Here is a 12,409-nt window from a genome sequence, read left to right on the forward strand (position 1 = left end):
AAAGGAACCTCGTCCCAGCCGATCGGCCGGAGACGGGGTATCAACATATCTGGCGTTGATTTTTGGCACGCTGTTGAGTTCTCAAGGAACGGACGCTTCCTTTGTACTCACCCGAGAGGCTCTCTCAGGCTTTCCTCCGGGCGCTTCCCTTCGGTGTTTCAAACTCTATCAGTGTTTTTCCGTCTCTCTGACCATCATCCTGCGGACATGCAGAACGGGACCCCGAGATAGGATCTGACAAGTTGGGTGCTGCCAGGCAAGGACGCTTGGTCGCGTCGCTCAGCCTCAAGCAGGAGTACGACTCTACATGGGGCCCGGGAGCGGGCGCAAATCGTTTGCCCTGTGCTCTACGGCCGCCAACCCGGACGTCCCATGCGGAACCGGCAGTTCATATGACATACCCTGCTCAGCAGTGTGCCGTCCGGGACAGGCAGTGACGGCCCATATAAATCTCCACCCCTGGGAGGCTTCCCATGACCACCGTGACGTCCCCTATTGCAGGACGCGCCATCGGACTCGCCGCAGTACCTGATCCCGTGTTCTCCGGGGCGATGGTGGGCCCTGGCACGGCGATCGACCCGGTGCGCGAGCCCTCGGAGGCTGTCGCCCCCGTGGACGGAGTGATCGTCTCGCTTCACCCGCATGCTTTCGTCGTCGTCGACGGCGAGGGGCACGGTGTGCTCACGCACCTGGGCATCGACACCGTACAGCTCAACGGTGAGGGCTTCGAGCTGCTCGTCAACAAGGGTGACACCGTCACGCGGGGCCAGAGCGTCGTGCGTTGGAACCCGGTCGTCGTCGAGGAGGCCGGCAAGTCCCCGGTGTGCCCGATCGTGGCACTTGAGGCCACCGCCGACTCCCTCTCCGACCTCCAGGAGGACGGCGACACGAAGGCCGGCGACGTTCTCTTCACCTGGCGCTGACATCAGGGCCGTCACAGACGGCGACTTGGACAACCACCACCGCGGCGGCGGGACCCGCCGCACTATCGGAGACGGGTGAGATGGAGACAACGCTGCGAGGCGTCGGCGTGAGCCACGGTGTGGCGATCGGCGAGGTTCGGCACATGGGAACGGCGGTTCTTGAGCCGCCTGCCAAGCAGATCCCTGCGGAGGACGCGGAGCGCGAACAGGGGCGTGCCCGCCAGGCCGTGGAGGCGGTGGCAGCCGACCTGATTGCGCGCGGCAATCTGGCGGGGGGCGAAGCCCAGGCGGTGCTCGAGGCCCAGGCCATGATGGCCCAGGACCCCGAGTTGATGGCGGATGTGGAACGGCGCATCGCTGTCGGCAGCACGGCCGAGCGCGCCGTCTACGATGCATTCGCCGCGTATCGCGCGCTGCTGGCGGGCGCCGGGGAGTACCTCGCCGGCCGCGTGGCCGACCTCGACGACGTGCGGAACCGTATCGTCGCGCGGCTGCTCGGGGTGCCCATGCCGGGTGTCCCGGACAGCGACGAGCCATACGTTCTCATTGCTCGTGACCTCGCGCCTGCGGACACGGCGCTGCTCGACCCGAGTCTGGTGCTCGGTTTTGTCACCGAGGAGGGCGGGCCGACCAGCCACAGCGCGATCCTGGCGCGTGCGCTCGGCGTCCCCGCCGTGGTCGCGCTCCCCGGTGCCGGTGAGCTCGCCGAAGGCACGGTGATCGCCGTGGACGGCAGCACCGGTGAGATCTTCGTGGAGCCGAGCGCGGAGAAGAAGGCACAGATGGAGGCCGCGGCGGCGGAGCGCAAGGCGGCGCTGTCCGCGTCGACGGGTCCGGGTGCCACCTCCGACGGTCACAAGGTGCCGCTGCTGGCGAACGTGGGCGGTCCGGCGGACGTCGCGGCCGCTGTCGAGGCCGGTGCCGAGGGTGTCGGTCTTTTCCGTACCGAATTCCTCTTCCTGGACGACAGCAAGAACGCGCCGTCCGAGGAGAAGCAGGTCGAGGCGTACCGTCGGGTCCTTGAGGCCTTCCCCGAGGGCCGCGTCGTGGTGCGTGTGCTCGACGCGGGCGCGGACAAACCGCTCGAATTCCTGACTCCGGCCGACGAGCCGAACCCGGCGCTGGGTGTGCGGGGTCTTAGGTCGCTGCTCGACCACCCCGAGGTGCTGCGTACGCAGCTGGCCGCTCTTGCGAAGGCTTCGGAGGGGCTGCCGGTCTACCTCGAAGTGATGGCTCCGATGGTCGCTGACCGCACCGACGCCAAGGCGTTCGCGGACGCGTGCCGGGCGGCCGGACTGCAGGCGAAGTTCGGCGCGATGGTGGAGATCCCTTCGGCTGCACTGCGGGCGCGGTCGATTCTGCAGGAGGTCGAGTTCCTGTCCCTGGGGACCAACGACCTCGCGCAGTACACCTTCGCCGCCGACCGCCAGGTGGGTGCGGTGTCCCGTCTGCAGGACCCGTGGCAGCCCGCGCTGCTCGACCTGGTCGCACTGTCCGCCGAGGCGGCGAAGGCCGAGGGCAAGAGCTGTGGTGTCTGCGGTGAGGCCGCATCGGACCCGCTGCTCGCGTGTGTGCTGACCGGTCTCGGCGTCACCTCTCTTTCCATGGGTGCCGCGTCCATTCCTTATGTTCGGGCGACGCTGGCCAAGTACACGCTGGCCCAGTGTGAGCGTGCGGCCGCGGCCGCACGTGCCGCGGACACCGCCGAAGAGGCGCGTACGGCGGCGCAGGCGGTGCTGTCCGGCGAGTAAGCCGGGCCGCGTTGTCGCTCGACCGGTGTCCAGGGGCGCTCCACCCGCGGGTCGGGCGCCCCTGCGCGTTCAGTGCGTATGCCCGGTCCCTTGGCCTTCGTCTCCGAGGTCGGGTGGCACGCAGTAGTCGACTCCCGATTCCGGGGAGACGAGGTCCCCGGAATCGGCGTCGGTGCAGTAGGCGTCGAAGACTTCCGCGGCGGTCAGGGGTTCCAGGTCTTCGCCACGCAGGCGCCAACCGTGGACACGGTCGCTGGTGTCGGGGGCGATGGTACGCATGACCACTCCTCCGGCACTCCGTGTCGCGATACCGAGGGCCAGCACGGTGGTGAATTCGAGGACTTCTGTCTCATCGAGGCGGGTACCGCCCTCTCGGCCACCTTCGGCTCGGAGTACGGCGACGAGTGTCTCTGGGGCTGCCGAGACGCTGCAGACGAGGTGCAGGTCGCCGCGGCCCGCGGTGTCGATGATGCGGGCGAGCAGGTGCGAGGCGCGGGCGAAGGACGCTCGGCCGATGTCCTCACCGCAGGAAGCGCAGTTGCCGATGCGGGCCAGGAGTGTGGTCGCGTACTCCCAGGTGGCCTTGCGGACGGCCTCGTCGACGAGGTCCGGGACGAGTTCGTCGAGGGGCTGTCCGTCGTACGGAACGGTGGGGCCCGTAGCGGCCAGCTCGGCGGTGAAGCGTGTGCGGCTGGCCGGGGCGTCGGGTTCCAGGCCGCTTTCGGCGCAGAATTCGGCATACTCCTCGGGGTCGAAGAGTGCCACCGTGGTGTGGCTGCCCTGGGCGGCGAGGGTCCTGAGCAGGGCTTCCACCTGCTGCAGGTAGGTGGTGTGGTCGTCGAAGGCGAAGGTGCGGTAGCGCCGCATCGCCGTGAAGTCCTGTTCGTCGGTCAACAGGCCGATGGTGCCGGCGATTTCGCGACGCAGAACGCGTCGCATGGTCTGGTGCTGGGTGTGCGCCATGTTTCCCCCTGTGCACAGTCGATCAATGCTCACTCACAGTAACTGGCGGCACTGACAATGCCGGGCGGGCGAGGTGGTCGCGCACCAGACGGTGTTGAAACAGGCAGGTCACGGCTATGGTCGCGCCGAATGCGGTCCAGCCGAGGGGGCCCATGGCGATGGCCGCGGTGACGGCCAGTGGTCCGACGCTGCGTTGGGCGGACTGCGCCAGTCCGTGGGCGCCGAGATAGGCGCCTGGGCCGTGTCGGGGGTATCGCCGACCGTCTGCCGCTCCACTCAGCAACGTGGCAACACAATTTGGGATCAGCGGCACGACGGCCAAGGGAATTGCCTCGTCCGTCGAACGAGGCGTGTCCGAAGGCGGGTTGGAGCCGGGAACGACACTGCCTCCGGTGCGCGGGCTTGCCGATGAGCTCGGCGTGAGTCCGGGGACGGTCGCTACGGCCTACAAGGAGCTGCGGCGGCGCGGGATCGTGGTGACTCGGGGGCGCGGCGGGACCGTGGTCGCCGCCGCGCCCTCGGTCGCGTCGCGGCGTCCGCCGAAAGTGCCGGAAGGACTGCGCGACTTGGCGGGCGGGCATCCGGACCCAGAGCTGCTGCCCCATCTGGTGCCGCCTTCGCGGCTCTCCCCAGGTGCGCGGTCGCACCGCAGCACGCCGCGGCTGGCGCGGCTGGAGGACGTAGTACGGGACTGGCTCGGGCCCGACGGGGTGCCGACGGACCATGTGACGTTCGCGCACGGTGCGCTGGATCTGATCGGGCGGCTGCTCTCAGTGGAGTTGCGTCCGGGAGACGGCGTTGCCATGGAGGACCCCGGATATCACCATCTGCTTGACCTGGTCACGGCATTGGGGCTGCGTACCGTTCCGGTCGCGGTGGACGACGAGAGGATGCTCCCCGAGGCGCTGCGCGGTGCCCTGCGGACGGGTGTACGCGCGGTGGTGTGCAGTCCGCGGGCGCAGAATCCGTACGGCGGCGGTTTCTCGGCGGAGCGCCGGGACGCGCTTGTCGAGGTGCTTCGCGAGGAGCCCGATGTGCTGGTCGTCGAGAACGACCACGCGTCAGCCGTCGCGGATGCACCTCTGCGCACGTTGACCACGGGCTGTCTGGGTCGCTGGGTGCACGTGCGGACCGTGAGCAAGTTCCTGGGGACCGATCTGAGGTGTGCCGCGGCGGCCTGCGATCCGACGACGCTGGCTCGGCACGACGGTCGGCTGCTGTTGACGTCGGGCTGGGTCAGTCATCTGTTGCAGGAGACGGTGTACGGGCTCATGACGGACGAGGGCACGCGCGCGTTGGTGGCACGTGCCCAGGAGACGTATCGGCTGCGGCGCCGCGCTCTCGTCCGGGAGCTCGCAGGGCGCGGGATCGAGGCCCACGGTGTCAGTGGGATGAACCTCTGGGTGCCCGTGCGGAACGAGTCGGCCGTCGTGAACGGGCTGAGGTCGGACGGGTGGTGGGTGGCGGCGGGTGCGCGCTTCCGGCTCGCTTCCGGACCCGGTGTACGGATCTCGGTCGCTGATCTCGACCCCGCCGACGCGGCGCGGCTGGCCTCGGACTTCGCCGCCGTGCTCGGCGAGTCCGAGGCCACCTACGGGGGATGATCAGGCGCGCTTGCGGGCGAGGTCTTCGTAGAAGCGCAGTAGTTCGACGTTGTCCACGGAACCGACGTTGACCGCCTTCTCCACGGAGGCGCCCTGGAGGAGACGTTTGACCGGGACCTCGATGCGCTTGCCCGTGAGGGTGTGGGGCACCCCGGGTACCTCGATTACCTCGTCGGGGACGTGGCGCGGGGAGAGCTGTTCACGGATGGTCTCCTTGATGCGCTTCAGGAGGGCCTCGTCGAGTACCGCTCCGGGAGCGAGGTGTACGAAAAGGGGCATCCAGTAGCCGCCGTCGGGCTGTTCGATGCCGATGACGAGCGACTCCTTGATCTCGGGGAGGCGTTCGACCGCTTCGTAGATGTCGGCCGACCCCATGCGCACGCCCTGACGGTTGAGCGTGGAGTCGGAGCGGCCGTGGATGACGACTGAGCCGTGCGAGGTGACGGTGATCCAGTCGCCGTGGCGCCACACTCCGGGATACGTGTCGAAGTAGCTGTCGTGGTAGCGACTGCCGTCGGGGTCGTTCCAGAAGCGGATGGGCATGGACGGCATCGCTTTGGTGACCACCAGCTCACCGACTTCGTCGATGAGGGGCTTTCCACTGGGGTCCCACGACTGGAGGTCGGTGCCGAGGCCGGGGGCCTGAAGTTCGCCGATGTGCACCGGGAGGGTCGGTACGGCTCCTGCGAAGCAGGAGCACACGTCGGTGCCGCCACTGACGGAGGCGATCCACAGATCCTCGCGTACCTCGTCGTGCAGCCAGCGGAAGCCGTCGGGCGGCAGAGGCGAGCCGGTGGTGGCGACGCACTGCACGCGCGCGAGGTCGAAGTCGCGGGACGGGTGGACGCCCGCCTTGCGGCACGCCATGACGTACGCCGCAGAGGTGCCGAACAGGGTCGCCCCCGTGCGTTCGGCGATGCGCCACTGGGCGCCCGTGTCCGGATAGCCCGGGCTGCCGTCGTACAGGACGATCGTGGTGCCCGTGAGCAGGCCGGAGACGAGGAAGTTCCACATCATCCAGCCCGTGGACGTGTACCAGAAGAAGCGGTCCTCGGAGCCCAGGTCGCAGTGCAGGCCGAGCTGCTTGAGGTGCTCGACGAGGATGCCGCCCTGGGACTGGACGATGGCCTTGGGGAGGCCGGTCGTGCCGGAGGAGTAGAGCACCCACAAGGGGTGGTCGAAGGGCACCTCCTCGAAGACCGGCTCCACGTCGGCTGAGGTCAGGGCGGACCATTCCAGGGCGCCCTCGGGCGCCTCGGCGCCGAGCAGCGGGATGTGCACGACGGCGCGCAGGGTGGGCAGTTCCCGGCGAAGTTCGGCGACGGTGTCGCGGCGGTCGTGCTCCTTGCCGCCGTAGCGGTAGCCGTCGACCGTGAACAGCACGACGGGTTCGACCTGCTGGAAGCGGTCGAGGACGCTGCGGGCGCCGAAGTCGGGGGCACAGGACGTCCAGACGCCCCCTACAGCGGCTGTCGCGAGCAGGGCGACCACGGCCTGCGGAATGTTCGGGAGATAGCCGCTGACACGGTCTCCGGGGCGTACGCCGAGGGCGCGCAGCTCGGCGGACAGGGAGCCGACCTGGCGACGCAGCTCGGACCAGGTCACCGGGGTCGGCTCATGGGTCTCGTCGACATAGAGGAGGGCCGGCTCGTCCGCGCGAGAGTCCGCCGCGCGGAGGGCGTGCTCCGCGTAGTTGAGGGTCGCCCCGGGGAACCATGCGGCGCCGGGCATGGAGCGGTCGCCGAGCACGCGCACGTAGGGCGTCGAAAACCGTACGTCGAACCACTCGGTCACGGCCTGCCAGAACGTGTCCAGCTCGTCCACCGACCAGCGGTGCAGCGCCGCGTAGCCGCCGTCCGACGGGGCTCCGTGGTGCTCGGCCGCCCAGGCCTGGAACTTGGTGATCTGTGCCAGGGCGATGCGTTCCTCGGTGGGCTGCCAGAGCGGCGAGGGGTTCGCGGTGGACATGGGGCGGCTCCCGGACTGTGCGCGTCGTGTGCGTCTGTCGCGCACGAGCAGGGGTGTGCGCGACACGCGGCTGACACGGACGATGCCATGTGATCGACTTCTGCACCAGGGTGCGCCACACATAGTCGGCAGAGTGAAGATGTGGCGTCGCCACGGGTGAACGGAAGTTGAACGACTCACCCATTTGGCGCCGGCAATGGCAGGGTGAGCAGCATGGACGGTCGTGACCTGGTGCGTTCGGTGAAGTCGGTCGGTTCGGGGGGTGCCGCTCAAGGGTTGCGCACCATGCGGGCCGCGTGGCGCAGGAGGCGTGCCGACGCCGCTGGGTTGCCGCGGCGGGGCGCCGAGCGCGCGCGGGTGCCGGGGCCGGTACGCGGTGTGGAGCCGGGACCGGGCGGCGGTGTCGTCCGGTTCACGCGGTCCGAACTGCGGATCATGGTCGCGGTGAACGGAGCGGTGTTCTGGGGCTGGGACGGGGTCGGCCCGGAGCCGTCGTACGCGCTCGCCGGCCGCTGCCCGGAGCCGGACCCGCGCGCCGTCCTGGAGCCGGACAAGGACGGCGGCTGGCGGGTCGTGGCCGAACGGGCGACCGTCGTCGTGTCGCGGCACGGGGCCGTCGAGGTGCGTACCCCCGGTGGTGTGACCCTGCGTCGCGATCTGCCGCCTCGCTGGTGGGAGCCGGTCGACGGCGGCGGGGCCCGCTGGATGCAACGTTCCGAAGTGGCCGCCGACGCGAGGTTCTTCGGTCTGGGCGGACGCGCGGCGGGTCCCCGGCTGCGTGACGGGCAGTACCGGCTGTGGAACACGGACCCCGGCCGGCCCTTCGGGCCCGGCGACGATCCGCTGTACATCACCATGCCCGTGCAGATGGTGGTCGCGGACGCTGCCACGCACCTCGTGTTCCACGACACGTCGTGGGACGGCACGGTGACGCTGCGGGAAGGCGAGGAAGGGGCCGGCTCGGGGCACGACCGAGCCGGTACGTGTGAGCTCCGGATGGACGGCGGCCCGCTGCGCTGCTGGGTGATGGTGGGCACCCCCGCGCGCGTGCTGCACGCGTGGGTCTCGCTCACCGGAGCGCCCGCGCTGCCGCCCGCGTGGGCGCTGGGGCACCATCACGCGCGGTGGGGTTTCGGCAGCGAGCAGGAGGTGCGGCGGATCGTCGCGGGTTACCAGGAGCGCGGTCTTCCGCTCGACGCGGTCCACCTGGACATCGACCATTACGACGCGCACCAGGTGTTCACGGTCGACCGGGAGCACTTCCCGAAGCTGCCGGTGCTCGCCGAGGAGCTGGGCCGCGACGGTATCCGCCTGGTGTCGATCATCGACCCGGCGGTCAAGGCCGAGCCCGGCAACACCGTGTACGACAGTGGGCTCGCCGAGGACGCGTTCGTACGGGATGCCTCGGGGCGGCCCGTGCGGGGTGTCGTATGGCCTGGAGAGTCGGTCTACCCGGACTTCACGCACGCGCGCGTGCGTGATTGGTGGGGCGGGCTGTACGAGGAGCGGCTCGCGCAGGGGTTCGCCGGGTTCTGGCACGACATGAACGAGCCGACGTCCTTCACGGCGTTCGGGGAGTCGACGCTGCCCCGCTCGGCCCGGCACTCTCTGGAGGGGCGCGGCGGAGACCATCGCGAGGCGCACAACGTGTACGCGCTGGGGATGGCCCGGGCAGCCTACGAGGGTCTGCATGAACGGGCACCCCAGGAGCGGCCGTTTCTCTTCTCTCGGTCCGGGTGGGCCGGAATGCAGCGCTACGGGGGGAGCTGGTCCGGGGATGTGGCCACGGGCTGGCCCGGGTTGCGGGCGTCGCTGTCGCTGGTGATGGGGCTCGGGCTGTGCGGGGTGCCCTACTCGGGACCCGATGTGGGCGGCTTCGACGGGAGCCCGTCGCCCGAACTGTATCTGCGGTGGTTCCAGCTCGGCGCGTACCTCCCGCTGTTCCGTACGCACTCAAGTCTGCGCGCGGGGCGCAGGGAGCCCTGGGAGTTCGGTGACGAAGTCCTGGAGCACGCGCGCGTGGCGCTCGTCGAACGGCGGCGGCTGCTCCCGCACTTCATGACACTGGCGCATCTGGCACGCCGAACCGGTGCGCCGTATGTGCGACCGGTGTGGTGGGGTGCGCCCGAGGACCGGGCGCTGCGCGACTGCGAGGATGCCTTCCTGCTCGGCGATTGTCTCCTGGTGGCGCCGGTACTGGACCACGGGGTGGACCGGCGGGCGGTGCAACTGCCGCGGGGACGCTGGTACGACACCGTCACCGAGGAGGCCTACGAGGGACCGGCCCAGGTGCTGATCGACGCACCCTTGTCGCGGATTCCGGTGCTGGCTCGGGCCGGCGCCGTCGTGCCCGTACGGGGATCCGATGGCGGTCTGGAGCTCGAGGCATGGGCTCCCACGCGCGGACGCAGCGGGGGCGGGCTTGTCGTGCCGGACGTGGGCGACGGGTGGGAGGAGCCCGAGGTCGAGCGTTATGTGACGCGCTGGGAGGGTCGGCATGTGGTCGTGCTGCGGGAGGGTGAGGGCGGCATGAGCGAGCCGCCGTATCCCGTTCGGGTGCGCGGGCTCGGGGCACCTTTGACGGATCACTGAGCATCCCGAACGCGCCGTGAGACGTGCGGACGCGGCGGGGCTACATCTGGGCGGGGGAGGCCGAGCCTGTCCAGGGGTGCGCGGGCCCCTCAGACGTACCGTCCCTCGAACCACGCTCGCACCGCCAAGGTGTGCAGCGGGAAGGCGAGTTCGGCGGGTCTGCGCAGCAGGTGCCAGCCCTCCGTCTCGTCAGTGGCCGCGGATGGCGGCAGCTCGGCGGCCGGGCGCTCCGGGAGGAGCCCGAAGAGGAGCAGATGCCCGGCGGGAGAACTCATCGCGTCGGCGAGCCGCACTTCCCGGCTCGCCGCGTCGATGCCCGTCTCTTCCTTGAGTTCGCGCACGATGGCGTGCCGCCAGTCCTCCCGGTGGTCGATGAACCCTCCGGGCAGGGCGATGCCCCCGCGCGCGGGGGCGATGGTCCGGGTGATGACGACCAGGGACGTTCCCCTTGCGTCGTACACGGGCTGCAGGGCCACCGCGACCGGCAGCGGATTGCGGTAGGCCACGGTGCCGCAGGCGGCGCAGGTGCGGGGCCAGCCGGAGACGCCTTCTCCGTAGGGTGCGCCACAGCTCGAACAGTGCGAGTCCGGTGCGAAGTCGGCGGGCGGGTGCGGGGTTGCGGACACGCCGCGGACTGTATCCGATCACCGGACGGACGTCTCTACCAGAGCGCGCCCTGCTGGGTACGGCGGAACGGACGGAACCACCCCCGTGGGCCCCGGCCGTCCCTCCGGTACTCCGACGCCCGAGCGGCGCCTGTGGTTCGTCCCGACGCTCTGCCCAATTCCCGTTGCCCGTGGCACACTTCTGACGTTCCGTCAGATCCATTGTCATGGAGGGGACTTGTCGCGTACACGCACGCCTGTTGTCGCCGGGTGGTTCGCCGGGGAAGGGGCGGACTTCCGCCTCCTCGGTACGCGCTGCTCGGCGTGCTCCTCGGTGTTCTTCCCCCGCGAGGACACCTTCTGCCGCAATCCGGGCTGCTCTGGCGGAGAACTGGCCGAGGTGCCGCTGTCCCGACGCGGCCGCGTCTGGTCGTACACCGACAGCCGGTATCGGCCGCCGCCACCCTATGTGACCGATCCGGAACTCTCCTGGGAGCCCTACGCGTTGATCGCTGTGGAGCTGGAATCCGAGCGCATCGTGATACTCGGCCGGGCGGTTCCCGGGATCACCGTCGCCGACCTGACGGTGGGCATGGAGGTGGAGGTCGTCCCCGGTGTGCTGAACGAGGACGCGGAGACGACCTGGACGACGTGGCACTGGCGGCCGACGGGGGCGACGGCATGAAGGGCATGGGGCGTACGGGGGTGACGGCATGACCGGCGACGTGGCGGTGCTCGGCGCGGGCATGCATCCGTGGGGCAAATGGGGGCGTGGGTTCGTCGAGTACGGGGTCGTGGCGGCGCGCGCGGCGCTGACCGACGCGGGAGTCGACTGGCGGGACATCGGCTCGATCGTGGGCGCGGACACCGTGCGTGGCGGCTATCCGGGGTACGTGGCCGGGGCGACCTTCGCCAAGGCACTGGGCTGGCAGGGTGCGCGGGTCGCGAGCGTGTACGCGGCGTGCGCATCGGGGGCGCAGGCACTCAACACGGCTCGGGCGCAGATCCTTTCGGGCCTCGCGGACGTCGTGCTCGTGGTGGGCGCGGACGCGGCGCCCAAGGGGTTCTTCCGACCGGCGGGCGGGGACAGACAGGACGATCCCGACTGGTTGCGGTTCCGCGTCCTAGGGGCGACAAATCCGACTTACTTCGGGCTGTACGCACGGCGGCGGATGGCCCTCCACGGGGACACGCTGGAGGACTTCGCGCAGGTCAAGGTGAAAAACGCCGCGCTAGGGGCACTGAATCCCCATGCGCGCTACCGAAAGAGGGTCACCGCCGAGGAGGTCGCCGGGTCCGCGGTCGTCTCCGATCCGCTGCGACTGCTCGACATCTGCGCGACCTCGGACGGCGGCGCGGCCGTGGTGTTGTCCAGCATGGAGTTCGCGCGCCGGCACGGGGCGGCCGATCCCGTGCGGATCCGCGGGGTGTCCACGGTGACTCCACGCTATCCCCACGCGGTGCTCGATCTGCCCGACATCGCCACGGACTCCGCCGTCGCGGTGGAACCTGCGGCCGACACCTTCCGGGCGTCGATCGCGCGCGCGGCGTACGAGGAGGCGGGCATCGGCCCCGAGGATCTCTCACTGGCCGAGGTGTACGACCTCTCCACGGCCCTGGAGTTGCAGTGGTACGAGGACCTGGGGCTGTGCGGGGAGGGAGAGGCAACCAAGCTGCTGCGAGAGGGCGCGACGGCACTCGGCGGACGCATACCGGTGAACGTGAGCGGCGGGCTCGCCTCCTTCGGGGAGGCCGTCCCGGCGCAAGCCATCGCCCAGGTGTGCGAGCTGACATGGCAGTTGCGGGGCAGTGCGGGTGACCGGCAGGTCGCCGGGGCACGGGTGGGGGTCACCGCGAACCAGGGGCTCTTCGGACACGGGTCGTCGGTCGTCGCCGTACGCTGAATCGGCAGGCGTTGGCGGGCAGTCGCCCCAGCGCGCGTCCTCGTACGCTCGCCCCGGCAACCGTCCTCATACGCTTGCTCCGGCACCTGTCCTCGTGCG

General features: G+C 70.1%; 9 protein-coding genes. 6 read left to right on the forward strand and 3 right to left on the reverse strand.

The genetic code is table 11. From position 1 onward, the window contains the following. Nucleotides 1–473: 473 nt before the first annotated feature. Entirely contained in the window at nt 474–923 is a 450-nt protein-coding gene (locus OG390_RS08665) for a PTS glucose transporter subunit IIA (RefSeq protein WP_406166390.1), read from the forward strand. Nucleotides 924–1,003: 80 nt separating this feature from the next. Next, the gene (gene ptsP, locus OG390_RS08670) at nt 1,004–2,674 is read left to right on the forward strand and encodes a phosphoenolpyruvate--protein phosphotransferase (protein WP_406166392.1); all 1,671 of its coding nucleotides are present in this window, start codon (nt 1,004–1,006) and stop codon (nt 2,672–2,674) included. Nucleotides 2,675–2,743: 69 nt separating this feature from the next. On the opposite strand, the gene OG390_RS08675 is transcribed toward ptsP, so the two are convergent. Continuing rightward, nucleotides 2,744–3,637, reverse strand: coding sequence for a hypothetical protein (locus OG390_RS08675; protein WP_406166394.1), 894 nt, complete (start codon nt 3,635–3,637; stop codon nt 2,744–2,746). 284 nt (nt 3,638–3,921) lie between these two features. Between OG390_RS08675 and OG390_RS08680 the strand changes: the two genes are divergently transcribed. After that, nucleotides 3,922–5,241, forward strand: a complete 1,320-nt coding sequence (locus tag OG390_RS08680; RefSeq protein WP_406166396.1) for an aminotransferase class I/II-fold pyridoxal phosphate-dependent enzyme — start codon at nt 3,922–3,924, stop codon at nt 5,239–5,241. Here the strand turns inward: OG390_RS08680 and OG390_RS08685 are convergent, their stop codons facing one another. Beyond that, nucleotides 5,242–7,209, reverse strand: a complete 1,968-nt coding sequence (locus tag OG390_RS08685; protein ID WP_406166398.1) for an acetoacetate--CoA ligase — start codon at nt 7,207–7,209, stop codon at nt 5,242–5,244. It abuts the gene before it with no gap. Nucleotides 7,210–7,422: 213 nt separating this feature from the next. Between OG390_RS08685 and OG390_RS08690 the strand changes: the two genes are divergently transcribed. Beyond that, complete coding sequence (locus OG390_RS08690; protein ID WP_406166400.1) at nt 7,423–9,801, forward strand: TIM-barrel domain-containing protein; 2,379 nt, start codon at nt 7,423–7,425, stop codon at nt 9,799–9,801. Between the two features lie 89 nt (nt 9,802–9,890). On the opposite strand, the gene OG390_RS08695 is transcribed toward OG390_RS08690, so the two are convergent. Next, nucleotides 9,891–10,427, reverse strand: coding sequence for an NUDIX domain-containing protein (locus tag OG390_RS08695; protein WP_406166402.1), 537 nt, complete (start codon nt 10,425–10,427; stop codon nt 9,891–9,893). Between the two features lie 217 nt (nt 10,428–10,644). Here OG390_RS08695 and OG390_RS08700 point away from each other — a divergent pair, with 217 nt between their 5' ends. Next, a complete protein-coding gene (locus OG390_RS08700; protein WP_406166404.1) occupies nt 10,645–11,091 on the forward strand; it encodes a Zn-ribbon domain-containing OB-fold protein in 447 nt (148 codons plus the stop codon). A 28-nt stretch (nt 11,092–11,119) separates the two neighbouring features. Continuing rightward, on the forward strand, nt 11,120–12,310 hold the full coding sequence (locus tag OG390_RS08705; RefSeq protein WP_406166405.1) for a lipid-transfer protein: 1,191 nt from the start codon (nt 11,120–11,122) through the stop codon (nt 12,308–12,310). Nucleotides 12,311–12,409 lie beyond the last annotated feature (99 nt).

The organism is Streptomyces sp. NBC_00996, from assembly GCF_045162675.1.
Classification (GTDB): Bacteria; Actinomycetota; Actinomycetes; order Streptomycetales; family Streptomycetaceae; genus Streptomyces.